Source organism: Nocardia sp. NBC_00403 (genome assembly GCF_036046055.1).
GTDB lineage: Bacteria > Actinomycetota > Actinomycetes > Mycobacteriales > Mycobacteriaceae > Nocardia.
Genome location: NZ_CP107939.1, coordinates 2,477,525 through 2,502,415, shown reverse-complemented (window position 1 = coordinate 2,502,415; position 24,891 = coordinate 2,477,525). Strand labels below are relative to the sequence as shown.

Here is a 24,891-nt window from a genome sequence, read left to right as displayed (position 1 = left end):
CGATCAGGGTACGCAGCGCAAGTGCACCGGAGAGCGGGAAATCGAGAAACCCGCCGCTTGTCCGGCGGCCCGACACCCGCGGAGCTCCGCTACCGTGACGGCCCAGGCGAGACGGCTGCACACCGCCCGGCCTGGGCCGTTACCTGCTTGCCTCGGACCGGCCGTCAACGGTCGGAAGGCAGCAGTTCGTTGCCTACTACACCTGCGGCGGCTCGATGCCGAGTTCGCGCAGGCCATTTCGATACAGCTCGACATTGGCGAGCTTGATGTCCTCATAGCCGCGAACGATGTCGGTGAGGGCGGCCGCTTCGACGGCCCGGTCGTAGCCGGCCGGGTCGAGGTCGGCGGCGAGCGCCGTCACCATCTCGGTGTAGTGGGCGAGCAGGGCGCGTTCCACCTGGCGGACGTGGGCATAGCCGAAAGGATCGAACTTGGTGCCGCGCAGCCGCTTTCCCTTGGCGAGCGCACGCAGCACCAGGTGACTACGTGGCCCGAGGCCGATCTTCTTCTTACGGCCCATGGCGCGCAGCACCGGCGGGTGCAGGCGGTAGGTGAGGTTGGCACCTTCGGGGAGCTGGTCGGCCACATCGTCGAGGAACGCCGGGTCGGTGAGGCGGCGGGCGACCTCGTATTCATCCTTGTAGGCGGTGAATTTGTACAGGCCACGGGCAACTTGCTCGCTGAATTCGGTGCGGTCGGTGACGCGGTGCTGCGCGTCCCAGATGTCTTGCACCGTTCGCACATAGGCACGGGCGACGCGGACACCTTGGAAACCGATCAGCTCGACAGCGCGCAGCTCGAGCAGACGCCTGGTCTCCCCCGTCGCGGTCACGCCGTCGAAAAGGTCTGCGGGGATGTCGATCTCGGCACGCTTGCGCTGCTTGCGAGTGGTGGCGGCCGTGAAAACATCCGGGCGCTCCACCGCAACCCGACCCCAGCGGAATGCCGCGATGTTGGCGGCCACGGCGACGCCGTTGATCTCGATGGCCTCCTCGATCGCCGTGGCGGGCAGGCGCAGGCCGCCGATCTGATAGGCGGCGCCGACCATCAGGAAGTTCGCCGCGGAGGTGTTGCCGAACAGCACCTCCGCAGCGGCGAGTGCGTCGAACGAACGCACCGAGCGCGACACCTGCTCGAGCCGCGACAGCAGCGTGCCCTCATCGGGGTACGCGACGGACTTGTCGTAGACCATGTCACCCGTCGGAGTCCTGCTCGTCGAAGCGACCGACACGGTGGTCGCCTTCGAGCCATAGGCCAGGTTCTTGTTGTCCGTGGCGGTGAGCAGGTCGAAAGCCACGATGCAGTCCGCGGAACCGGGGGTCAGCCGGTTCGCGGGCTCCAGCTCGCCGAACGCGAACCGCAGGTGTGACACGACAGGTCCGGCCTTCTGGCTCAGACCGATCTGGTCCAGGCTCGCCACCTCGTAGCCTGCGCGCAGCGCGGCAGTCGCGAGCACCTGGTTGACCGTGACGATGCCGGTGCCGCCGATGCCGGCCAGGAAGACATTCTGGGTCGTCGTCGGTGTCGTGTCCCGGAGTTCGGGCAGCACCGGCGGCTCGGCGCGCTTGGTCTCGGCGCGCTTGGTCCCGGCACGCTTCGCTTTCGTCGGCTCCGGGAGCTCGACGGTGACGAACGAAGGGCAGTCGCCGTCCATGCAGCTGTAATCGGTATTGCAGGAGGTCTGATCGATTGTGGTCTTACGGCCGAATTCGGTGTCGACCGGCTGGACCGACAGACAGTTGCTCTTGACGCCGCAGTCGCCACAGCCCTCGCAGACCGCCTCGTTGATGACCACCCGAGTGCGGCGAACCGGCAGGGTGCCGCGCTTACGCCGGCGGCGCGCGTCGGCGGCGCAGTGCTGGTCGTAGATGAGCACCGTGACGCCGGGGACTTCCCGCAGCGCGCGCTGTGCTTCGTCGAGCCGATCGCGGTGCCACAGCAGGGTGCCCGCGGCGAGATCGCGCTTGCGGTACTTCTTCGGCTGGTCGGCACAGATGATGATCTGCCGCACGCCCTCGGTACGGAGCTTGTGGGTCAGCATCGGCACCGCGAGCGCGCCCTCCGCGTCCTGCGCACCGGTCATCGCGACGACGTCGTTGTAGAGCAGTTTGTAGGTGATGTTGACACCCGCGGCGATGCAGGCTTGCACGGCGAGCTGCCCGGAGTGGAAATACGTGCCGTCGCCGATGTTCTGGAACAGGTGCGGCACGTCGGTGAACGGCGCCTGGCCGATCCATTGCGAGCCTTCGCCGCCCATCTGCGTCAGCCCGGTGACCTTGCTGTCGTCGCGACCCGACATGGTCACCATGGTGTGGCAGCCGATGCCGCCACCGGCCAGTGAGCCCTCCGGCACCGCGGTGGATCGGTTGTGCGGGCAGCCGCTGCAGAAGTAGGCGGCCCGCTTGGCGGGCAGCACCGACAGCGACAGTGGTTGCGGCAGTGGTCGTTTCATATCGAGCTGCCCCTGCAGCGCACGGCGCAGTGGCGCAACGATGCGGCCGGTGGTGAGTTCTCCGTCCTGGCTGAACAGCGGCCGGTTATCGGCATCGCGCTTGCCGATGATCTGCGGCGCGTCCGGTGTGCCGTACAGGATCTCCCGGATCTGAGTTTCGATGAAGGCGGTCTTGTCCTCGACGACCACGATGCGCGAAAGACCATCGGCGAACTGCCGGACCCGTTCGGGCGCAATCGGATACGGCATCCCGATGCGCAGCAGCCGGACGCCGGCATGCTGTAGCGCGGCATCGTCGACGCCGAGGTCGATGAGGGCCTGACGCACCGCGTCGAAGGTGGTTCCCGTTGCGGCGATGCCGAGGGTGGCGCGGGCCGGGTTCACCTCGATGACGTCCAGCTCGTTGAGTGCGCTGTAGGCCTTGACGATTTCCCAGCGCGGGCCGTACAGATCTGCCTCGGCGATCACGCTGTCCGCCGGTGCCGCCATCGGCCGCTGCAGATAGGTGAACGGCCTACCCTCCCAGTCGATTTCCGGCACGGTGATAGCGATATCGCCCACCGAGCCGTCGACCGTCCACGCACCGTCGGCCACATCCGCCACGATCTTCAGCGCCACCAGGCATCCCGAAGCGCGGGACAGTGCGACACCGTGCAGACCCATGGTGACGATCTCGCGCGCATTGCGCGGGAACAGCACCGGGATATTCAGAGCTGCCAGCGAGCGCTCGCTGACCGCGGGCACGGTGGACGATTTGGAGGCGGGGTCGTCGCCGACCAGCAGCAGCACGCCGCCGCGCGGATTCACCCCGTACATATTCGCGTGCCGCAACGCATCCGTGGCCCGGTCGAGCCCGGGCCCCTTGCCGTACCAGACCCCGACTACGCCGTCATGCGTCGCGGTGCCCGCGGGCAGATCGGCCTGGCTCCCCCACACGGAGGTGGCGGCGATTTCCTCGTTCAGCCCCGGCACAAAGGAAATATCGTGCTCGGCAAGAACGTTCGGCATGCCGTTCAACATCTTGTCGACGCCGCCGAGCGGACTGCCCTGATACCCCGAGACGAAGGTGCCGACCCGCTGCCCGGCGCGCAGATCGCGCACATGCTGTTCGACCAGCTGTCTGGCAATCGCCTGGACGCCGGTGAGGACGACGGTTCCGGCGCCGACCCGGTAGCGGTCGGCGAGGTCGTACGGGGCTGAGATCAGTTCGCGGTCAGCGAGCTCGGTCATGCAGTCCACCCATCCGCTCAGCGCCGATCAGGCGCTTCGCTTCGTTGAGCACTTGGTGCCGTCATCCTGTCTTCGAAGGCCCAAACGCACAATAGTGGTGAAAAAAGTTGAGCAAAGTGCGCAATCTCACCAATACAGAGTGGGCGCGGCCTATGCAGGATGTGAGGTATGTGTGACCGTGACCACGCTACGCACGGACCGCGGATTTTCGTCGCAGCCGCGTGGAACCCCGTGCTTGGCCCACCGCCATCCGTGGCGGCCGATCTCGAGCCGCAGCCGACACTCGGCTATCTCAGGGACACCGCACGCTGATTTCGTCGGCGCTGCGCGGTCGGTTCGACCGACCATCCCGGCTTCGAGCGGAACTCGGCCACGGCTGCCACAACTAGGCAACTATTCGGCCTCCATGTGATCTTGACCAAGCTCACATGGGTTAGGTTGTGAAACTGACAGTTTCAGCAGCACGGTGTGGTCGTTTTCGTCGGGTCGACGATAACTTGTCGCATCGGATGGTGTCGCCTACGGCGGACACCGGCAGCCCACGAGCCGAAGGAGGTGCGACAGCCTGCCGCGATCGGCTCGTTCGGTCCGGCTGCCGGTTCCTCCTTTCCGTCTACGCAGTGAACGCAGAGGTTCGCTGCGTTTCCCCGTGTAATGCCGGTCCGTCCGATGCGCTGAGCCCTGGGGCGTTGCTGCCTGAGGTCTGCTTCGCCGCGGCGGCTGCCCCATCGAAGGAATGCCTTGTCCAGAGTTCCCTTCAGGATTGCGGTCCTGTTGTTGAGTATCGTTTCGCTCGGCCTGCTCGGTGTGCCCGCAAATGCCCAGCCGTTGTATCCCACCCCTGATCCCGATCCCTTCTACACGGCGCCATCCGAACTGGAGGCGCTGCACCCGGGCGACGTGGTCCGGACCCGCAAGATCGACACCGCGTTCTACATCGGAACCGAGGGCTGGCAGGTCGCGTTCCGCTCCACGAACTCGCAGGGCGGCCCCGTCATGGGGGTGACCACCGTCCTGCTTCCCGTCGGTATAAAGAACCCGCCGCTGGTCTCCTACCAGGCGTTGATCAACTCCCTCGGCACCCAGTGCAACCCGTCGCGATCGCTGTTCAACGGCGAATTACAGGACGCGCCCGGCGCCATGCTCCCCATCGGTCGCGGGTGGGCGGTCTCGCTGCCCGACTACCTCGGCCCCACCTCGGCCTACGGCGCCGCGAAGCTCAGCGGCATGATGACCTTGGACAGCGTCCGCGCGGTGCAGAAAGTGACCGAACTCGGTCTGTCCACCTCACCGGTCGCCATCGCGGGCTACTCCGGCGGCGGCATGGCCACCGCGTGGGCGGCGGCACTGCAGCCCACCTACGCCCCCGACCTGAAACTCACCGCCGCGGTCGCGGGCGGCATCCCCGCCGACCTCGAAGAGATGGCGCTGTCACTCGGCTTCAATCCGCACCCCGGATTCGGCCTGGCCTTCGCCGCGGCCATGGGCCTGGAACGCGAATACCCGAACCGGTTGCCGATCTCCGATCAGCTCAACCCGAACGGCCTGTGGTTCCGGGAATTCACCCACGACGCCTGCCGCCGATTCCTGCTCTTCCACGGCGCGTTCCGCAGCGCCGAGCAGATGGCGGCGTCCAAGAGCCTGATGGACAGCCCCGAAGCGCGGGAGGTCCTGCGCGAGAACAGCTTGCGCCACTTCCCCGGCATCCCGACGGTTCCGACATACATATGGCAGGGCCGCTTCGACGAGCTCACCTTCTTCAACCCGGTGGCCGAGGTAGCCGACCGATACTGTCGCGCCGGAGCCCCGGTCGAGTTCCGCCCCTACGACATCGCCGAACACATGACCACGGCCGTCGCCGGTTTCCTCGACGCGTGGAACTACGTGGAAGCCCGTTTCCGCGGCGACCCGGTACCGACCAGCTGCTGAGCACTCACCACGAGGCGGCCTCGGAGACGTTCTCCGGGGCCGCTTTTCGTTGGTAACGAGCCGTCGTCCAGGTCGATGAAGCAGGTACCCCAGGCATCGCAGCATTCGTCGACCGGCCTGGAGTTCCTAGTAGAGAAGACATGTCGCACAGTTTTCGCACGCTCGTGTTCGCGAGTGTCACCGTCGCCGGGTCGTTCGCGCTCTTGCTGGGCGGTTGTTCGTCTCCCGCGACCTCGACAAGCGGCGTGACAACCGCTTCGTCCGCCGGCGTCGCGCCGCAGACAACCACCGCCGCACCGACTACTACGGCAACCGCCGCGGTGCCGTCGCCGACCGTTCCCACAGCGCCTCGCCCAGTGGATTCGACACCGCCGACCACGCCACCCGCAACCACGGACTACCTCCCGCCCGCGGCGATCCTGCCCGCGCCGCAGCACGGTCCGGCCGCGTGCGGGCCGAATTCCTACCTCAATTCCTACGACCAGTGCGTGCACCGCCCGGAATCGGCTGCCGCCCCACCACCGGGAGCGACGGCACGGTGCAAGGACGGCACCTACAGCTTCAGCAAGAACCGCTCCGGGACCTGCTCGGGCCACGGCGAGGTTGCGACCTGGCTCTGACCGCATCCAGGCCGGCAGGCGGGTCACTCGGTGATCGAGCGGACCTGCTCCTCGTACTCGGCACGGGTCTCGTTGTCGGCGGGGTGCAGGGCACGGTCGCCGTCGAAGAGCTTGCGCACCACGCGGACTGCGCGTTCGGGGGCGGCCGCGAGGGCGACGTCGATGGGGCCGAGGTAATTGGGGACCGCGACCTCGGCTTTGCGGGTGTGGACGGTGTGCACGATGGCGGCGGCGACATCTTCGGGGTCGACGGTCGGCATGCCCTTGCCGAGGGTCAAACCCGACGACAGACGCGTGCGGACCGCCGAGGGCAGCACACAGCTCACACTGACGCCGTGCGGCGTGAACTCCAAACGCGTTGCCGCCGAGAGACCTACGGCGGCGAACTTGCTCGCGTTGTAGACGGCGAGACCGGCCACCGGGATCTTGCCCGCCAGCGAGGCCACATTGACGACGTGGCCGTGGCCGCGCTCGATCATGCCGGGGACCACGGCGCGCATGCCGTTGATCAGGCCCCACACATTGATATCCATGGTGGCACGGCCGACGGCATCCGGTTCGTCGAGAAAGGCGCCCGCAGGCATGACGCCCGCATTGTTGACCAGGATGTCGATGCGACCGAAGTCGGCGATCGCCTTGTCCCATTGGTCGCGTGCCCGTACATCGAGTTCGTAGGCGCGCGCGCCGATGGCGGCCGCGGCGGATTCGGCTGCGGCGGTGTCGACGTCGGCGATCGCAATCTCGGCGCCCTTGGCGGCGAACAGTTCTGCCGCGGATCGGCCGATGCCGCGGCCCGCCCCGGTGATGAGTACCCGGGCGCCCTTCAGGTCGAAGTCGGGGTAACCGTGTCCGAGAATGCTCACGCGAAAGCTCCTTGTTCCAGCGCCCGGCGCGTGCTGCGCAGACTGTGTTCGAAGGTGTCGAGACGGCGGCGGCCGTCCATGAAATTGGGGCCCATCACCGCGAGATCCTCGGCGGTGGCGTCGATGCGCAGCACCGTGGTTCCCGCCGCGCGCAATGCCGCGACCTCGGCATCGAGTTGGGCGCTCATGCGGCTTCGCAGCTGCCGCTCGAGGAAGTGACCGGGTCCGGTTGCCGGAATCTTCCCGGTCGAGGCCATGGGGGCGAGCACAACAACCTCGTCCAGCTTGTCCGGGATGAGCAGGTCCACCGATGCCGTCGAACCCGCGCCGCCATCGATGAAGCGGCGACCCGCGATCGGGACCGGCGGGAACCAGCCGGGCACGGCCCACGACGCCCGCAACGCCTCGCCCAGCGTGGCTTCGGGCGCGTCGGGCGACCCGAACGCGACGCGTTCCCCGGTGGCGTAATCCATGGCGACCAGCCAGGTCGCGGGGTGCGGCACCCAGGTGCGGCCCGGGTTCAACCGCTCGGCGAGTTGCTGCAACCAACCCGGGTCACCGCCACCGACCGGCAGCAGGCCACTGCCCGCGGTGAGCAGCGCCTGCCCGGACTCGCTGCGGCGTAAGGGTAGTCGCAGCGAGCCGAGCCGCGGGCGCGGCAGCGGCGGAAAGCGCCCGGGTTCGGACCGCATGTGCGCCAACAGAATCGGATTCGTCGAGGTGCCGCGTTGCATCGCGACCAGCTCGTCGACCCCGATGCCGCTACCGAGCATGGTCATCATCTCCGCGCCCGCGGAGGTGCCGATCAACACGTCCGCTGCACGCGGATCCCAGTCCAGTACGTCACGGGTCGCGGCGAGCGCGGCGACGATCCAGGCGGCGCCGAGTGTGCCACCGCATCCGATGGCCAGGCCACGCCGCTGTGACCCGTTTTTGTTACCCATAGTTCCAAACACTAGCAGAATCCAAATACCTGCGGTATCCGAAATCCATCGGTACGTAGAATCATCCGCATGGCACGTCTGACCCGGTCCGAGAGCCAGGCCCGCACCCGCGCGGACCTGATCGCCACCGCACGCGACCTCTTCCTGGCCGAGGGCTACGCGAAGACCAGCCTGGAGCGGGTTGCCGAGGAAGCGGGCTATTCGAAGGGCGCGGTCTACTCGAACTTCCGCACCAAGAAGGAACTCGGCCTCGAAGTGCTCGGGCTCATCCATGCCACCAAATTCCAAGAGGTCACCGACCTGATCGCGGCGGGCAACACATTGGATGATCAGCTGGAGCGCTTCCAGGAATGGGCCGAACGGACCATCGGCGACGTCGGCTGGACCCTGCTGGAATTCGAGTTCGCCACGGTCGCTCGCGACGATCCCGAACTGCGGGCCGCGCTGGTGTCCAGCCTCACCATGGTGCGCGGCGCCGTCGCCACGCAAGTGCAGAGTCTGTCCGACACGGTCGGAATTCCGCTGCCGATGCCCGCGGAAGAAGCCGCGAGCGCGATCCTCAGCATGGGTATCGGCCTCGGCATGCAGCGCGCCATCGATCCATCGATCCCGGCCCGGCTGATCACCGATGCCGTGCGGCTACTGGTGACCTCCGGCGGCGGGGCGCTGCGTGCGCAACCGCGCACGCTCACGCGGTGAAGTGCAGCGTCCACTCACCGCGGTAGTGCAGCCGGGTGACGCTGCCCGGCGGAATGTCGATCCGCCAGAACGATTTCGGCGGCGCGTCGAGGGCGACGAGCAAAGCCGCCCTGATCACCGCCGGATGGGTGATCGCGATGGTGGACATGCCCTCGGAGGCGATCTCGGCCATCCAGTATCTGGTCCGCTCGACCACGTCCACCACGGATTCACCGCCGTGGCCGCGGAACTGCGGGTCGGTCAGCCAGGCGTATAGCTCGTCCTGCGGCACCGACATCAACTCGCCACCGCGCCACGCCCCCGCGTCGAGGTCGCGCAGCCGGGTGTCCTCCTCGCCGGGCAGTCCCATCAGGGCCGCGGTTTCCACGGCCCTGCGTTCGGGGCCGGTGAGGACTCGGGCGGCGGTGAGCGGCCCGCACGCGGCAATTGCCCTGCGGCCCGCCTCGGTGAGCGACTCGTCGACTGGAAAGCGTGCCTTTCGCATCGCCTCGGTCATACCATGGCTGACCAGGTCGAGTCTGAGCACCTTTTGCACGGATGGAAGCGTACGGCGCGGTGGAGGTGGCCGTTATTCGATTGCTCCGCCTTCGCTCGGACAGTTGGCAGGACGGGGACGTCGCCGCCGGGTTACCTGCACGGCCGGATGAGTTGTCGGTGCCCGGGTGCAGACTGGTGCCATGGCTCAGTTCTCCACCGCGACCCAGGAGTGGTTCGACGGGGCCTTTCCCGCGCCGACCGCCGCTCAGCTGGGCGCATGGAAGGCCATCGCGGCAGGTGAGCACACGTTGGTGGTGGCGCCGACCGGGTCCGGAAAGACGTTGTCGGCGTTTCTGTGGGCGATCGATCAGCTCGCGAGCCGGCCGAAACCTGAAGGCAAGCCCGCTGGCCGCGGCACCTCGGTGCTCTATGTGTCACCGCTCAAAGCGCTGGCGGTCGATGTGGAACGCAACCTGCGCGCGCCGCTGGTCGGTGTCACGCAGACGGCTGGACGGCTCGGCCTCGATCCGCCTGCCATCACGGTCGGGGTCAGGTCGGGCGACACCAGCGCGGCAGACCGGCGGTCGATGCAGCGCACACCGCCGGACATCCTGATCACCACACCGGAATCCTTGTTCCTCATGCTGACTTCCGCGGCGCGCGAAACCCTCAGCGATGTCCACACGGTGATAGTGGACGAGGTGCACGCCATTGCGGGTGGGAAACGTGGCGCGCATCTGGCGTTGTCGCTGGCCCGGCTGGATCTGATAACCGAGCGCCCGGTGCAGCGGATCGGTCTCTCGGCGACCGTGCGGCCGCCCGAGGAGGTCGGACGATTCTTGGTCGGCAATGCGCCGATCACCATCGTGTCGCCGCCCGCGCCGAAGACCTTCGATCTGTCGGTGCGTGTACCGGTGGCGGACATGACCGAGCCGGGCGACTCCGATCAGCCGGGTTCCATCTGGCCACATGTGGACGATGCGATCGTGGACCTGGTGCTCGAGCACCACTCCTCCATCGTCTTCGCGAACTCCCGGCGCCTGGCCGAACGACTCACCGCGCGGCTCAACGAAACCTACGCGGCGCGCATCGGCGAGCCCGTCGAAACCGAGCACAAGCCGCCCGCGCTGCTCGGGGCGTCCACGGAAGTGATCCATGGCGCCGGGCAACTACTTGCGCGGGCGCACCACGGTTCGGTGAGCAAGGAGCAACGCGCGCTCATCGAGGACGACCTCAAGAGCGGCCGACTGCGCTGCGTGGTGGCCACCAGCAGTCTCGAGCTCGGCATCGACATGGGCGCAGTCGATCTGGTGGTGCAGGTGGAGGCGCCCCCCTCGGTGGCCAGCGGCTTGCAGCGGATCGGGCGCGCCGGACACCAGGTCGGGGAGATCTCCCGCGGCGTGCTGTTCCCGAAGCATCGCACCGACGTGATCCACTGCGCGGTCGCCTCGCAGCGCATGACCGCAGGACAGATCGAGGCGATCCAGATCCCAGCGCATCCGCTGGACATTCTGGCGCAGCAGACGGTCGCCGCGTGCGCGCTCGAATCGATCGACGTCGACGGGTGGTTCGAAACAGTGCGCGGTACCGGCAGTTACGCGGCGCTGCCGCGCTCGGCCTATGAGTCGGTTCTGGATCTGCTGTCCGGCCGCTACCCCTCCGACGAGTTCGCCGAGCTGCGACCGCGAGTGGTGTGGGATCGGGACGCGGGCACACTGACCGGGCGGCCGGGCGCGCAACGACTCGCGGTGACCTCTGGTGGCGCGATCCCCGACCGCGGCATGTTCGCGGTGTACATGGTCGGCGAAAAGGCCTCCCGGGTCGGCGAACTCGACGAGGAGATGGTGTACGAATCCCGCGTCGGCGATGTCTTCGCCCTCGGTGCGACCAGCTGGCGGATCGAGGAGATCACCTTCGACCGGGTATTGGTGACCCCCGCGTTCGGGCAGCCGGGCCGCCTGCCGTTCTGGCACGGCGACGGACTCGGCCGCCCTGCGGAACTCGGCGCGGCATTGGGCGAATTCATCCGCAAAGCCGGACAAGACTCCACCGCGGCCCTTGCACAGCGCACCACCGCTACTGCCGACGCGCCTCGGAAGCGACCGTCGCGCAGTAAGACCGGTGTCGCGGCGACGGCGGCGGGTGTGGCCGATTCGTCGCACAATGGCGCAGGCGCAGGCTTCGCGCAGATCGTGCGGGGCGCGGGCCTCGACGACAACGCGGCGACCAACCTGCTCGCCCTGCTCGAGGAGCAGCGCACCGCCACCGGTCAACTGCCCACCGATCGAACGTTGATCGTGGAACGCTTCCGCGACGAGCTCGGGGACTGGCGGCTGGTGCTGCACTCGCCCTATGGGCAGCCGGTGCACGCACCATGGGCATTGGCCATCGGCGCGAGGCTGCGCGAGCGATTCGGTGTCGACGCCAGCCCGACCTCCTCCGACGACGGCATCGTGGTGCGGCTGCCCGACACCACCGATGATCCGCCCGGCGCAGAGCTTTTCGTGTTCGAGCCCGACGAGATCGATGAGATCGTCACCGAGCAGGTCGGCGGTTCCGCGCTGTTCGCCTCCCGCTTCCGGGAGTGCGCCGCGCGGGCGCTGCTGCTGCCACGGCGCGATCCCGGCAAGCGGGCCCCGCTGTGGCAGCAGCGTCAGCGCTCGGCGCAGCTGCTGGATGTGGCGCGCAAGTTCCCCGACTTCCCGATCCTGTTGGAGACGGTGCGTGAATGCCTGCGTGACGTCTACGATCTGCCGTCACTGCGCGATCTGCTCGGCCGGGTGGCGCGCCGCCAACTGCAGCTGGTGGAGGTGGAGACCGCGACGCCGTCGCCGTTTGCCAACGCCCTCTTGTTCGACTACATCGGGCAGTTCATGTACGACGGCGACAGCCCGCTCGCCGAGCGCCGCGCCGCGGCACTGTCCTTGGACTCCAGCCTGCTCGCGGAACTGCTCGGCCGGGTAGAGCTGCGCGAACTATTGGACGCGGCGATCATCGAGCAGACCGAGCGGGAACTGCAACGGCTGACCCCGGAACGCCGAGCCCGCGATGCCGAAGGTTTGGCCGACCTGTTGCGCCTGCTCGGGCCGCTCACCGCCGACGAGGCGACCGCGCGGTGCGTCCGCGCACACGACACCGATCCGGATACCGATCCGGACCGAGCGAGCAGCTCTCGCGCCGATGACGCCCGATCGGATACCGACCCCGCCGAATGGTTCGCCGAACTGGTGAAAGCGCGTCGGGCGCTGGAGGTTACCTTCGCGGGCCGCACCTGGTGGGTGGCGGTGGAGGACGCCGCTCGGCTGCGCGACGCGCTCGGGGTGCCACTGCCGATCGGCACGCCCGCGGCCTTCATCGAACCGGTCGCCGACCCGCTCGGCGATCTGGTCGGGCGCTACGCACGCACCCACGGGCCGTTCGGCACCGAGGCGGTGGCCGCCCGATTCGGCATCGGCACCGCCGTCGCCGCCACCGCCCTGCATCGCCTCGTTGCCGAAAAGCGTGTGGTGGAAGGTGAATTCACCCCGGCGGCCAGCGGCTCGGAATGGTGCGACACCCAGGTCCTTCGCCGCTTGCGTCGCCGCTCACTGGCCGCAGCACGGCACGAGGTCGAGCCGGTCGCCACCGCGGCCTTCGGACGTTTCCTACCGGCCTGGCAGCACATCGGCACCGGCGAACTGCGCGGTGTGGACGGCGTCGCCAGCGTGGTGGAACAACTGGCGGGCGTGCCGATCCCCGCCTCGGCCTGGGAATCGCTGATCCTGCCCGCCCGGGTCCGCGACTACTCCCCCGCCATGCTCGACGAACTGATGGCCGCCGGCGAAGTGATCTGGTCCGGTCACGGCGCCATCACCGCCAAGGACGGCTGGATCGCCCTGCACCTGGCCGACCAAGCACCCTTCACACTGCCGCCCACCGACGACATCGAGCTGTCCGAGGTGCACCTGCGCCTGCTCACCGCACTCGGCGCATCGATCGCACCGTGGACGCCGATCGAGGCCACAGCATCGGTCGAACCAACGGTATCGGCCGATGACACGGCCGCCGGACATCGTGCAGTGGCCGACGGCAGCTCGCCGTCACTGCGACTGCCGCCGATATCGCAGGGCGGCGGCGCGTATTTCTTCCGCCACCTCTCCGACTCGACCGGGCTGCTGGATGACGCGAAAGTGGCTGCCGCACTGTGGGAGCTGGTGTGGGCCGGCGTCGTCGCGGGTGACACTTTCGCGCCGGTCCGCGCACTACTGTCCGGCACCGCACGCACGACTACCGCGCACCGTATGCCACGCCGCGCGCCACGGGGCCGCGTCTACCTGCCACGACCGAGCACGCCGACGCGGTCCGGGCCACCCGCGGTCGCGGGCCGGTGGTCGCTGCTGCCGGATCGAGTGTCGGACAACACCGTTCGCGCGCATGCGACGGCGGACATGTTGTTGGAGCGTTACGGCGTGCTGACCCGTGGTTCGGTCCAGAACGAAGGTGTGCCCGGCGGATTCGCGCTCATGTATCGGGTGCTCACCGAGTTCGAGGACCGTGGACGTTGTCGCCGCGGCTATTTCATCGATTCGCTGGGCGGCGCGCAGTTCTCCACCACCGATGTCGTCGACCGGCTGCGCTCGTTCGATACCGACCGTTCGCACATCACCAAGGACCGGCAGCACACCGGCTCCGCGCTCGCGCTGGCGGCCAGCGATCCGGCCAATCCGTACGGCGCAGCTTTGCCATGGCCCAAGGGATCAGCCGAAGGCGCGGGCCACCGGCCCGGCCGGAAGGCGGGCGCGATCGTCGTACTGATCGATGGCGAGCTGACCCTCTACCTGGAACGCGGCGGCAAGACGCTGCTCACGTTCACCGAGGATCCGAACGCGCGCCAGACCGCCGCCACCGCGCTGGCCGGTCTGGTCCGCGACCGCCGCGTCGACTCGCTGGTGATCGACAAGGTCGACGGAGAATCCGTGCACGGCAACACCTTCGCCGGCTTTCTCGCCGAGGCAGGCTTCGCACAAACACCACGCGGTCTCCGCCTGCGGAGGCAACCATGACCCACTACGTCGTGACCAGCTCCAGCCACTCCGCACCCGCCCATTCTGCAACCGACCAGTCCGCGACCCACCGCGCGTCGACCGCCCGACCGTCCGCCCATGCCTGAAGGCGACACGGTTTTCCTGACCGCGAGCAGGCTGCGCCTCGCGCTCGACGGAAAGACGCTGACCCGCAGTGATTTCCGAGTGCCCCGCTACGCCACCGTCGATCTGCGCGGACAACAAATCGAGAGCATCGGCAGCTACGGCAAGCACCTGTTCATCAGGACACCGGAGGTCAGCGTCCACACCCACCTGAAAATGGAGGGCGAATGGCGCACCTACTGCACCGGGGAACGCTGGACCCGGCCGCGGGTGACCGCACGCCTGGTACTCGGCACCGAGGACACCGAGGCGGTCGGCTTCGCCCTGGGCACTGTCGAGGTGCTGCGCCGTGTGGACGAGCACACCACCATTGATCACCTCGGTCCCGATCTGCTCGGCGCGAACTGGGACGTCGCCGAGGTGATGCGGCGGCTGACCGAGCACCCCGCGCAACCGATCGGACTCGCGCTGCTCGACCAGCGGAACCTGGCGGGCATCGGCAATATCTACCGCAGCGAGATCTGCTTCCTGCGCCGGGTGCACCCGGCCACCGCCGTCGCCGATGTTCCCGATCTGCTGGCACTGGTCAACGAGGCGCATCGGGTGCTCACCAAGGCCGCCACCGAACCGCCGTGGCGCCCGCTGGCCTATGGCCGCACCCGCCGCCCCTGCCAACGCTGCGGCACCCCGATCGTGGTCCACCTGCTCGGCGAAACCGGGCCGGGCGACCGCATCACCCAACGAGAGCGCGGTATCTACTTCTGCCCGCGCTGCCAGCCGCCACCTGTCTGACGGATCCGCCGAGTGCGCACCGACACGCAGAAAGCCCTGCTGCCGGTGCTACTTGCCATTTCATTGCTAATACTTCTCTACCGCCGCGCGACAACTTCATCGGAAGGCGTCAGCGAGCACCACGAGAGCAGGCAAATGATGAGCGGGCCGACCAGAAGGTCGCAGCCATTCGCGATTGCCGTTCGGCTGCTCGTTGCTGCCGCGGCCATCGCCGCCACCGTGGCGTTCACCTACTGCCTGCTGTATTCGACTGCGCCGACGGGCGATTCGACCACACCCGACCCACGGCCGCCCTCGATCTCCACCGAGGATCTCGGCGAGCGCCTTCCTTGATTCACTAGACCGGTCGTCATAATTACTGCTACCGTCGGAGCATGGCACCACGCACCGGCTCGCGACAGCGCTTCCTCGATGCCGCCGCCGACCTCTTCTATACGCAGAGTTATCACGCCACCGGCTCGAACCAGCTCGTCGCCGCGGGCGGCGCCCCGAAGGGCTCGTTCTACTTCCACTTCCCCGGCGGCAAGGAACAACTCGCCGCCGAGGCGCTCACCCAGTCCGGCGACCGCCTGCGCGAAGCCGTCGACACCATCCTCGGCGGCGGCGACCTGACCACCGTCTTCGACGCGCTGACCGCAATCCTGGTCGACTCCGGCTTCGAGCGCGGCTGCCCCATCGCGCCGGACGCCTCAGCCGACAGCGAACCGATCCGGCAAGCCTGTGTCGCCGGTTTCGAGCCATGGCGCGCAACAATCGAAAGTTCCTGCGGGACAAGGGCATCGAAGCCGAGCGGGTGGCCAGTCTTTCCACCGTCGCGCTCGCCATGATCGAGGGCGCCTTGCTGCTCGCCAAGACCCAACGCGACCCCGCGCCTTTGCATGCGGTCGCCGACCATCTCCACGCCACCTTCGAACGAGAGCTCTCCTGATGCGAATCCATCACCTCAACGGCGGCACCATGCGCCCACTCGGCGGCCGACTCGTCGACGGCACCGGCGGCCTGCTGCGCCGCGCCGAAATGGTCTGCCACTGCCTGCTGATCGAGCTCGATTCCGGGCTTGTCCTGGTCGAGACGGGAATCGGCGAACAGTCGGTGCGCCACCCCAAGGAATGGCTGGGCAGCAAGTTCCTACTCCTTACCAACCCGGTCCTCGAACTCGAGCAGACGACGGCACACCAGGTAGAGGCACTGGGCTTCCGCCGCGAGGATGTCCGCGACATCGTGCTCACCCACCTCGATCTCGATCATGCCGGCGGCCTCGCCGACTTCCCGAATGCGCGGGTGCACGTGTATGCCGAGGAACTGCGCTCCCTCGAAGGCGCTCATGGACCCCAGGAACGCCTCCGCTACAAGGCCCCGCAGTTCAGGCACGGCCCGCGCTGGGAAGCGTATTCCGACCTCGGGGAAAGCTGGTTCGGATTCGACGCGGTACGACAGTTGACCGGACTACCTCCGGAGATTCTGCTGATCCCGCTGTCCGGGCACACCAGAGGACATGCGGGCGTCGCGGTCGACACCGGCAACGGCTGGCTGCTCTCGGCGGGCGACTCGTATTTCCATCCCGGCACGCTGGACCACGTTCGTCCACAGCAGCCGATCGGCGTCTCGATCTTCGAACGCAGCGTGCAGACGCTGCCTGGTCCCCGCATCGAAAACCAGCAGCGCCTGCGCGAGTTGGTGCGCGACCACGGCGACGAGGTGACCACCTTCTCCGCGCACAACGCCGCCGAACTGCGCGCCCTCCAGAACGTGCCGGCCTGACTCGAAACCCTTGACGCTGCACACCCTTCCGATTAACTTTCATTTTGTAAGTTAATCGAGGGAGTACACCGTGAACGATCCGCGACGGTATGTGGTCATCGGAGGCGGGCTGGCCGGGCTCGCCTCCGCCGTCTGGCTGGCCGAGGCAGGCAAGCAGGTCACCCTGCTGGAGCGTCGAGGCAGGCTCGGCGGTCGAACCCACGCCATGAGGGTCGATGCGGTCGACGATCTCCCCGACAATGGCCAGCGTGTGATCGCCAGCGGCTACGACCACCTGTTCCGGTATCTGACCAGCATCGGAACCCGCGAGTTCGTCGCCTTCCCGCACCACGCCACGCTGCGCTGGCCCGATGGTCGCCACGCGACCATGGCGACGAAGGGCATCGGCGCACTGCGCACTCTGTTCGGCGCCCACCCCGACGCGAGCCTGCTCGACCGGCTGCGTGCGGCGCGCGCCACCCTGCGCCTCGGCTGGCAATGCCTACACCAGCCTGCCGATCTCGCCGATCTCACCACCGAGCAGTGGTTCCAACGGATCGGCATGCCCGCCACCGCGCGCGAGGCGCTGTGGGACTGGCTCGCACTCGGCGTCGCGGCCGAGCCCGTCCAGCAGGAATCGGCGAAAGTATTCGCCGACGTGCTGGCCACCGGAATCCGGCTCGGCATCAAACATCGGCAACCTGCCACCATCGGCTATCCGACCACCGACCTGGACACACTCTTCATCACCGGCGCCGAAAAGGTCTTCCAGCGGCACGGAGTCGAAGTCCGCCGCCGCGCGGTGGCCCGGCGAATCCACATCGTGGACGGCGTGGTGACCGGCGTTGCGCTGGCCGACGGCACCGTGGTGCCCGCCGACGCGGTGGTGTGCGCGGTCCCCAACTCCAACGTGGGCGGCCTACTGGACGAATTACCAGAGCACGCCGAGATCTACGCGGCCGCAGACAAACTCGGCTACACCCCGATCGTGAGCACCAATCTCTACCTGGACCGCCCGCTGGACACCACGTCGCAGTTCGAGGCGCTGATCGGCGGCACCGGCGTCATCGACGAGGTCTTCGATCGGCAGCGGATGACCGGCCGCAACGCCGACAAGGCCTGGCTGTACTGCCTGACCACAAGCGGCGCCTACCAGCAGATCCACAAGACCAACGAAGCAATCGTCGCCGAGCAGATGGAGCTGCTGCGCCGCTACTACCCCGCTGCCGCGGACGCGAAAGTGATTCAGGGCCATGTGGTTCGGATGCCCAAGGCCACCTTTTCCCAGGTGATCGGCACCCATGGGCTGCGGCCGGACCAGCGGACATCGGTGCCGACACTGGTGCTCGCAGGCGACTGGACGGCCACCGACTGGTCGGCCACTATGGAAAGCGCCGTCCAGAGCGCCGCGAAGGCTGTGGACCAGCTGCTTGCGCTACCGTCTGTGTTGTGACCACGGAGCGCTCCACATCCGAGCACCGCGCGGCCCGGGCACGCACCGCAGAGCCCGATACCACGCCGAAGCGCCGCATGTCCGCGGCCGACCGGCGCACGCAGTTGCTGGATGTGGCGCGCGACATCGTGGCCGCCGACGGATTCGGCGCGGTGAGTATCGATCGCGTGGCACGGGAGAGCCAGGTGGCCCGCGCTCTGGTGTATCAGCAGTTCACCGACCTGTCGGGCCTGATGACCGCGCTGCTGGAACGTGAGACGACCGTCGCGCTGGCCGGCGTCAGCAGCGTCGACTGGTCGGGCACCGACTACGACATCGACGAGGTCGGCCGCGGCGTGCTCGCCTATCTACACGCCGCACCGACCAGCTGGCAGATCATCCTGAGCCCGCCCGACGGCGGTCCGCCCGATCTGCGCGAACGGCTCGAGCTCGGCCGCGCCTATGCGCGCGCGATCGGTGCGCGTCACCTGTCGCGCTTCACCGGAGTCACCGTCGACCCGGACGGCGCGACCGAGCGGATCATGTTGGCGGCCTTGGAAGAACTGGCTCGGCTGCATCTGACCGACCGGGATCGGTACCCGGACACCATGGTGCTGCGTTATCTGCGCTCGCTGGTGGCATGGGCCGCGGACGCCGAAGCGCCTGACAAGACCCTCTGACCTGCGGTTTCGTCATCATCACGAAATCCTCACAGTGCGATTGGTTTTCTTGTTCCAGCGCGGAGAACCGCGCGGGGAAACGAGAGGAAATCCAAACCATGAAGACCAAGACCGCCATTGCCGCAGGAATTTTCGCCCTCGGCGCCATCGCCGCCGGCTCCGGCGTCGCCAACGCCGAGTTCATCGGAAACTACGCGACCTATGAGGCCTGCGCGGCCGACGGCAACTCCCCCAAGACCGGTGGCACCCAGTGGCAGTGCGTCGAGGTCGCCGAAGGCTGGGATCTGCACACCTTCTGATCGATCGAGTTCCGACTACCGACCGGCCCGGAGGGGTCGGGCCGGTCGGACTCCGGCCCGCACGCGGTGTCTGAAGTGCCTTATTCTCAGACCTCGTGCGGGTTTTGGTGATCGAGGACGATGAGGGTCTCGGCAATGAGGTGGCAGCGGGACTACGGTCGGCGGGCTTTGCGGTGGACCTCGCACACCACCTGGCCGACGCCGATCTCAAGATCACCGTCAACACCTACGATTGCCTCGTCGTCGACCGCGGGCTGCCCGACGGTGACGGCCTGCACCTCGTCGCCGCCCAGCGCGCCGTGGGCCTGCGCGTGCCGGTGCTGATACTGACCGCGCGCGACGGGCTCGCGGACCGGATCGCGGGCTTCGACAACGGCGCCGACGACTACCTCGTCAAGCCCTTCGCGCTGGCCGAACTCGCCGCGCGGGTGCGCGCCCTGTGTCGTCGGCGCGAGCAGCCCGCGCCCGCACGGATCGTGCTCGGCGACATCGACATCGATCTGCCGCGCCGCCGCGTGCAGCGCGCGGGCATCCTGCGCTCGCTGACCCCCAAGGAATTCGCCGTGCTCGAACTGCTCGCCACCCGCGCGGGCAGTGTTGTGTCCCGCTCCGAGCTCATCGAATGCTGTTGGGACGAAATGGCCGAACCCGCGTCCAACGTGGTCGACGTGGTGGTCGCGCAATTGCGCCGCAAGCTCGGGGCGCCACCGGTGATCGAGACCGTTCGCGGCACCGGCTTCCTGATCGGAAGTGCACCATTCGCACCGTGAGTTCGCTGCCCGCAACCCTCGGCGGCAGGTCCATCGGCACGGCCGCCGACCGACCCGCGGTGGCCAGGCTGCGCCGGACCCGCTGGCAGCTGACGGCGCTGATCACCGCGATCACCGCTACGTCGCTGATCATCCTCGGGCTGGTCGCGGCGACGATCGACTCGCGGTCGCGCGATCACGCCATCGACAATTCCCTCGACCGCGTGGTGACCGGGCTGTACCGAGCCGTCAACCTGCCGCCCGGCGAGGACATTATCGACCTGAGCCAGCTCGAGAACGACGCCCTCGCCAACGGCGAAACCGCGGTCATGATCGTCAGCTCCGACGGCGACGGCAAGTGGACAGAGAGCTATGCGCACCTGCGCACCTGGTTGCCCGCGGACGACGGTGCCGCCGCCCTGGCCGACGACGCCGTCTTCGCGGGGGAAACGGTGTTCCGCAACGGCTTCGACAATATGGGCCGACCCGTCCGTATCGCAGCGACGCCGATCTCGTGGGAGGACTCCCGAATCCAGGCGGTCGTCATCGCGGGCACGAATCCTGGCCTGTGGGACCGTGATCGAGCGCTGCTGATCTGGGGACTCGTCGTCGGCGGCGCCACGCTCGTCGCGCTCTCGGCCATCGCGGGACACCTGCTTTCGGGCCGCAGCATGCGTCAGGCCATGGTGATGGTCGAGGAGCAGGAGCGGTTCCTCGGCGATGCGGCCCACGAACTGCGCACCCCGCTGACCACGCTGCGGCTGGTCACCGAGCCACGCGAACGCGCGCCGCAGGAGAATCAGCGGGCGCTGACCGACGCGCGGGCCCTCGGGGACAGGATGGAGCGCATCGTCGCCGGTCTGCTCGCCAGGGCGCGCATGCAGGCAGGCGTCACCACGATGGAGAAGATACAGCTGCTGCTCGATCAGCTCACCGAATCGGTCGTCGAGGAGTTTCCGAAGGCGAATATCGTTATCCAGGCCCATCCGACGGTGGTGATCGGCGACCCAGGCCTCCTGAGCCTCGCGGTACGCAATCTGATCGAGAATGCGATCGTGCACGGCGCGGTGAACCGCAGCGCGCCGATCGAGGTGCACGTGGCAGACGGTCGCGTCAGCGTCCGCGATCATGGTGCAGGCATCAATCCGCAGCTGTCGAGCAATCCGTTCCAGCGCGGCGTGACCGCGGGACGCGGCAGCGGCATCGGCCTGGCGCTGGTGGCCTGGATCGCGGACCTGCACGGCGGCAACGCATCGATGGAACCGGCCGCCGGTGGCGGCACCATCGTCTCGATCGCTCTGCCGCCGCCGTCGCTCGGCCACGCCTGACGGCTCAGCTGTCCAGCGGTACCGGTTCCAGAATCTCCGGGCGTGGCTCGGGAGCGGCGACGCGCAGTGCGTCGGCCGAGGCGTCGTCGGGCTGGGTCTGCGAGCGGATCTCGGCCTCGACCCTGGCCTGGTAGGTCTTCACCTCGCGGTCGATGTCGTCGTCGTCCCAGCCGAGTATCGGCGCGACGAGCCCGGCCACCTGTTCGGCGCAGTTCGCGCCGCGGTGCGAATACTCGATGGAGATCCTGGTCCGCCTGGCCAGGATGTCCTCCAGATGCAGCGCGCCCTCCGCCGCCGCCGCGTAGACGGCCTCCACTTGCAGATACGACGGCGCGTCCGTAATCGGTTGCAGTAGTTCGGGTTTGCCGTCGGCAATGGCCATCACCTCGTCGATGAGCGAGCCGTAGCGGTCCAGCAGGTGCTCGATCCGGTATGGGTGCACGCCGTAGGCCTCGGCCAGCTGCACCGTTTGGTTGATCAGCGCGAAATAGCCGTCGGCGCCCAGCAACGGGACCTTCTCGGTGATCGATGGTGCCACCCGGGCCGGAATATCGTGCGCCGCTTCGTCGACCGCGTCGTAGGCCATCACCCGATAGGTGGTGTACTTGCCGCCCGCGATGCCGACGAGTCCCGGCGCAACCCGCGCGACGGCGTGCTCACGCGAGAGCTTCGAGGTCGAATCACTCTCTCCCGCGAGCAAGGGCCGCAGACCCGCATACACGCCATCGATGTCGGCGGGGGTGAGCGGCGTGACCAGCACCCGGTTCACCCGGTCGAGCAGGTAGTCGATGTCCGCCTTGGTCGCCGCGGGATGCGCGAGGTCCAGATTCCAGTCGGTGTCGGTGGTTCCGATGATCCAATGCGCGCCCCACGGAATCACGAACAGCACCGAAGTGGTGGTCCGCAGGATAATGGCGGAATCGCTGACAATGCGGTCGCGGGGCACCACGATGTGCACGCCTTTGGAGGCGCGCACGTGAAATCGGCCGCGATTGTGCGAGAGCGCCTGCACCTCGTCGGTCCACACACCCGTCGCGTTGATGACCACATGGCCGCGGACTTCGCCGGTGCGGCCGTCCTCGCTGTCGCGGACCTTCACTCCGACGACGCGGTCGGCCTCGCGAAGGAAGCCGACGACCTGGGTGGAGGTGCGGATGACCGCACCGTAGTGCGCGGCGGTCCGGGCGACGGTCATCGTGTGCCTGGCGTCGTCGACGACGGTGTCGTAGTAGCTGACGCCGCCGATCAGCGAATCGGGCCGCAGGCCCGGCGCCAACCGCAGTGCGCCGTGACGAGACAGATGACGTTGCCCTGGAACGGATTTGGAGCCACCCATGGTGTCGTAGAGCACCAGACCAGCCGCCACATACGGGCGCTCCCAGGCACGGCGGGTCAGCGGGTAGAGGAAGCACAGCGGTTTCACCAGGTGCGGCGCCAGCGTGGACAGCGCGAGTTCGCGCTCGCGCAGCGCCTCACGCACCAGCCCGAACTCCAACTGCTCCAGATACCGCAGGCCGCCGTGGAACATCTTCGAGGACCGACTGGAGGTACCGGAGGCGAGGTCACGCGCCTCGACCAAGGCAACACTGAGGCCGCGGGTCGCCGCGTCCAGCGCGATTCCGGCCCCGACCACGCCACCGCCCACCACGACGACATCGAAGTGATCCTTGCCGAACCGCTCCCATGCCGCCGCGCGCTGCTGGGGGCCGAGAAACTGCGATTGCGGATTCTTGGTCATTGCTCGACTCCTCCAGCCGACGACGGCGTCGGGTGTAGACGACGTTGTGGGTCTTCACGGGCACACGATCGAGCTGCTCCGGGTACAGGCTATGCGAGTCGAGGACGAATCCTCGGCCGTGGCGCCCGCCGTGTCGCCGGGGAGCTACCCGCCGGTAACTGAGGTCCACAGTAGTCCGGCGACACCCACCACGCGAGGCAATGCACAGCGCGCTCGACACCCACCGTGTCGCGTCGTTCGACCCGCAGCGCGCACCGCATTTAGTAGCCTGCACGAATGCGTCGCTATGTGGCCGCCATTGATCAAGGCACAACGTCGAGTCGGTGCATCGTGTTCGACAGGCAGGGCCGCGTGGTCGGCGTCGCCCAACGGGAGCACGAGCAGATCTTCCCGCGGCCGGGCTGGGTCGAACACGATCCGGAAACCATCTGGCGCAATACCGAATTCGTCCTCGGTGAGGTTTTGCAGATTACCGGTCTCGGCGCGGACGACATCGCGGCCGTCGGCGTGACGAATCAGCGCGAGACAACGGTGGTGTGGGAACGCGCCACCGGCAAGCCGATCTACAACGCCATCGTCTGGCAGGACACCCGCACCGACCGGCTGGTGACCGAACTGGGCGGCGAGTACGGCGCGACCCGCTATCAGGACCGCACCGGCCTGCCGCTGTCCACCTACTTCGCCGGACCGAAACTGCGCTGGATCCTCGATCATGTCGAGGGCGCGGCAGCACGCGCCGAGGCCGGCGAGCTGTGTTTCGGCACCATCGACAGCTGGGTGCTGTGGAACCTCACCGGCGAGCACATCACCGACGTGACCAATGCGTCGCGCACCATGCTGATGGATCTTCGCACGCTGCAATGGGATCCACAGATCTGCGCGGAATTCGCCGTGCCGCAGGCGATGCTGCCGCAGATCCGCAGTTCGTCGGAGGTGTACGCGGCGATCACGGCGGGCCCACTGGCCGGTATTCCGGTCGCAGGCATCCTCGGCGATCAGCAGGCGGCAACCTTCGGCCAGGCCTGCCTGGCCCCCGGCGAGGCCAAGAACACCTACGGCACCGGCAATTTCATGCTGCTGAACACCGGGACGACGCCGGTGGTCAGCAAGCACGGACTGCTCACCACCGCGTGTTACCGGCTCGGCAACGAGCCCGCGGTGTACGCGCTCGAGGGCTCGATCGCGGTCACCGGCTCACTGGTGCAGTGGTTCCGGGACAACCTCGGCATCATCTCGGCGGCCGAGGAGATCGAACCGCTGGCCCGCAGCGTCGACGACAACGGTGGCGCCTATATCGTGCCCGCGTTTTCCGGGCTGTTCGCGCCGCGCTGGCGGCCGGATGCTCGCGGCGTGATCGCCGGCCTCACCCGCTTCGTCAACAAAGGCCACCTGGCGCGAGCAGTGCTGGAGTCCACCGCATTTCAGACCCGCGAGGTGGTGGACGCCATGCGCGCGGATGCCGAATCCGAACAGCTCGACCTGGAACTTACGACACTGAAGGTGGACGGTGGCATGGTCGGCAACGACCTGCTGATGCAGTTCCAATCCGACATTCTCGACGTCCCGGTCGTCCGCCCGGTGGTCAACGAAACCACCGCTCTCGGCGCGGCCTACGCCGCCGGACTCGCGGTCGGCTACTGGCCGAATACCGATGACATCCGCGCCAATTGGGCGGCCGACAAGACCTGGGAACCGACCATGTCTGCCGAGGACCGCGACCATCACCTGGCAGAGTGGAACAAGGCTGTGGAACGAACCTATAACTGGGCCTCTTGAGCGACCCGAACCGCCAG

General features: G+C 67.8%; 18 protein-coding genes and 1 pseudogene. 14 read left to right on the top strand and 5 right to left on the bottom strand.

Annotated features, from left to right (window positions below):
• Positions 1-196: 196 nt before the first annotated feature.
• Positions 197-3,682, bottom strand: a complete 3,486-nt coding sequence (locus tag OHQ90_RS10910) for an indolepyruvate ferredoxin oxidoreductase family protein (protein WP_328409665.1) — start codon at positions 3,680-3,682, stop codon at positions 197-199.
• A gap of 771 nt (positions 3,683-4,453) precedes the next feature.
• On the opposite strand from OHQ90_RS10910, the gene OHQ90_RS10905 reads away from it, so the two are divergent.
• Both OHQ90_RS10905 and OHQ90_RS10900 read left to right on the top strand, forming a co-directional pair.
• Entirely contained in the window at positions 4,454-5,611 is a 1,158-nt protein-coding gene (locus OHQ90_RS10905; protein WP_328412766.1) for a lipase family protein, read from the top strand.
• 245 nt (positions 5,612-5,856) lie between these two features.
• The gene (locus tag OHQ90_RS10900) at positions 5,857-6,231 is read left to right on the top strand and encodes a DUF3761 domain-containing protein (protein ID WP_328409663.1); all 375 of its coding nucleotides are present in this window, start codon (positions 5,857-5,859) and stop codon (positions 6,229-6,231) included.
• A gap of 23 nt (positions 6,232-6,254) precedes the next feature.
• On the opposite strand, the gene OHQ90_RS10895 is transcribed toward OHQ90_RS10900, so the two are convergent.
• Together OHQ90_RS10895 and OHQ90_RS10890 are read right to left on the bottom strand one after the other, a co-directional pair.
• On the bottom strand, positions 6,255-7,094 hold the full coding sequence (locus tag OHQ90_RS10895; RefSeq protein WP_328409661.1) for an SDR family oxidoreductase: 840 nt from the start codon (positions 7,092-7,094) through the stop codon (positions 6,255-6,257).
• Positions 7,091-8,038 carry a patatin-like phospholipase family protein gene (locus OHQ90_RS10890; RefSeq protein WP_328409659.1) on the bottom strand — a complete coding sequence of 316 codons (948 nt, stop codon included), beginning with the start codon at positions 8,036-8,038 and terminating at the stop codon, positions 7,091-7,093. Before OHQ90_RS10890 ends, OHQ90_RS10895 begins: the two co-directional genes overlap by 4 nt.
• A 69-nt stretch (positions 8,039-8,107) precedes the next feature.
• Between OHQ90_RS10890 and OHQ90_RS10885 the strand changes: the two genes are divergently transcribed.
• Positions 8,108-8,737, top strand: coding sequence for a TetR/AcrR family transcriptional regulator (locus tag OHQ90_RS10885; protein ID WP_328409658.1), 630 nt, complete (start codon positions 8,108-8,110; stop codon positions 8,735-8,737).
• Here OHQ90_RS10885 and OHQ90_RS10880 read toward each other — a convergent pair.
• The gene (locus tag OHQ90_RS10880; RefSeq protein WP_328409656.1) at positions 8,727-9,272 is read right to left on the bottom strand and encodes a histidine phosphatase family protein; all 546 of its coding nucleotides are present in this window, start codon (positions 9,270-9,272) and stop codon (positions 8,727-8,729) included. The genes OHQ90_RS10885 and OHQ90_RS10880 overlap by 11 nt on opposite strands.
• A gap of 142 nt (positions 9,273-9,414) precedes the next feature.
• Here OHQ90_RS10880 and OHQ90_RS10875 point away from each other — a divergent pair, with 142 nt between their 5' ends.
• The 10 genes and pseudogenes from OHQ90_RS10875 (at position 9,415) to OHQ90_RS10825 (ending at position 21,360) form a co-directional block, all read left to right on the top strand.
• On the top strand, positions 9,415-14,256 hold the full coding sequence (locus OHQ90_RS10875; protein ID WP_328409654.1) for an ATP-dependent helicase: 4,842 nt from the start codon (positions 9,415-9,417) through the stop codon (positions 14,254-14,256).
• A gap of 99 nt (positions 14,257-14,355) precedes the next feature.
• Positions 14,356-15,132: a DNA-formamidopyrimidine glycosylase family protein gene (locus OHQ90_RS10870; protein WP_328409653.1), complete on the top strand. Its 777-nt coding sequence runs from the start codon at positions 14,356-14,358 to the stop codon at positions 15,130-15,132.
• A gap of 12 nt (positions 15,133-15,144) precedes the next feature.
• A complete protein-coding gene (locus tag OHQ90_RS10865; protein ID WP_328409650.1) occupies positions 15,145-15,465 on the top strand; it encodes a hypothetical protein in 321 nt (106 codons plus the stop codon).
• Between the two features lie 41 nt (positions 15,466-15,506).
• A pseudogene (locus OHQ90_RS10860) lies at positions 15,507-16,060 on the top strand (TetR/AcrR family transcriptional regulator).
• Complete coding sequence (locus tag OHQ90_RS10850; protein ID WP_328409645.1) at positions 16,060-16,893, top strand: MBL fold metallo-hydrolase; 834 nt, start codon at positions 16,060-16,062, stop codon at positions 16,891-16,893. Before OHQ90_RS10860 ends, OHQ90_RS10850 begins: the two are co-directional and overlap by 1 nt.
• Positions 16,894-16,963: 70 nt before the next feature.
• Positions 16,964-18,325 (top strand): hydroxysqualene dehydroxylase HpnE, encoded by a 1,362-nt coding sequence (hpnE, locus tag OHQ90_RS10845; RefSeq protein ID WP_328409644.1) that lies wholly within the window; start codon positions 16,964-16,966, stop codon positions 18,323-18,325.
• Positions 18,322-18,984 (top strand): TetR/AcrR family transcriptional regulator, encoded by a 663-nt coding sequence (locus OHQ90_RS10840; RefSeq protein ID WP_442941369.1) that lies wholly within the window; start codon positions 18,322-18,324, stop codon positions 18,982-18,984. Before hpnE ends, OHQ90_RS10840 begins: the two co-directional genes overlap by 4 nt.
• A 98-nt stretch (positions 18,985-19,082) precedes the next feature.
• A complete protein-coding gene (locus OHQ90_RS10835) occupies positions 19,083-19,283 on the top strand; it encodes a hypothetical protein (protein WP_328409643.1) in 201 nt (66 codons plus the stop codon).
• A gap of 95 nt (positions 19,284-19,378) precedes the next feature.
• Complete coding sequence (locus OHQ90_RS10830) at positions 19,379-20,053, top strand: response regulator transcription factor (RefSeq protein ID WP_328409641.1); 675 nt, start codon at positions 19,379-19,381, stop codon at positions 20,051-20,053.
• Complete coding sequence (locus OHQ90_RS10825) at positions 20,050-21,360, top strand: sensor histidine kinase (protein ID WP_328409639.1); 1,311 nt, start codon at positions 20,050-20,052, stop codon at positions 21,358-21,360. The genes OHQ90_RS10830 and OHQ90_RS10825 overlap by 4 nt, the downstream gene beginning before the upstream one ends.
• 4 nt (positions 21,361-21,364) lie before the next feature.
• On the opposite strand, the gene OHQ90_RS10820 is transcribed toward OHQ90_RS10825, so the two are convergent.
• Entirely contained in the window at positions 21,365-23,098 is a 1,734-nt protein-coding gene (locus OHQ90_RS10820) for a glycerol-3-phosphate dehydrogenase/oxidase (protein WP_328409637.1), read from the bottom strand.
• 276 nt (positions 23,099-23,374) lie between these two features.
• On the opposite strand from OHQ90_RS10820, the gene glpK reads away from it, so the two are divergent.
• Positions 23,375-24,874 (top strand): glycerol kinase GlpK, encoded by a 1,500-nt coding sequence (gene glpK / locus OHQ90_RS10815; protein ID WP_328409635.1) that lies wholly within the window; start codon positions 23,375-23,377, stop codon positions 24,872-24,874.
• Positions 24,875-24,891 lie beyond the last annotated feature (17 nt).

Bases quoted from the DNA above. Each gene is read 5' to 3' on its own strand.
- OHQ90_RS10910 (WP_328409665.1), bottom strand. From the start codon at position 3,682: ATGACCGAGCTCGCTGACCGCGAACTGATCTCAGCCCCGTACGACCTC.
- OHQ90_RS10890 (WP_328409659.1), bottom strand. From the start codon at position 8,038: ATGGGTAACAAAAACGGGTCACAGCGGCGTGGCCTGGCCATCGGATGC.
- OHQ90_RS10885 (WP_328409658.1), top strand. From the start codon at position 8,108: ATGGCACGTCTGACCCGGTCCGAGAGCCAGGCCCGCACCCGCGCGGAC.
- OHQ90_RS10875 (WP_328409654.1), top strand. From the start codon at position 9,415: ATGGCTCAGTTCTCCACCGCGACCCAGGAGTGGTTCGACGGGGCCTTT.
- OHQ90_RS10870 (WP_328409653.1), top strand. From the start codon at position 14,356: ATGCCTGAAGGCGACACGGTTTTCCTGACCGCGAGCAGGCTGCGCCTC.
- OHQ90_RS10850 (WP_328409645.1), top strand. From the start codon at position 16,060: ATGCGAATCCATCACCTCAACGGCGGCACCATGCGCCCACTCGGCGGC.
- OHQ90_RS10835 (WP_328409643.1), top strand. From the start codon at position 19,083: ATGAAGACCAAGACCGCCATTGCCGCAGGAATTTTCGCCCTCGGCGCC.
- OHQ90_RS10820 (WP_328409637.1), bottom strand. From the start codon at position 23,098: ATGACCAAGAATCCGCAATCGCAGTTTCTCGGCCCCCAGCAGCGCGCG.
- glpK (WP_328409635.1), top strand. From the start codon at position 23,375: ATGCGTCGCTATGTGGCCGCCATTGATCAAGGCACAACGTCGAGTCGG.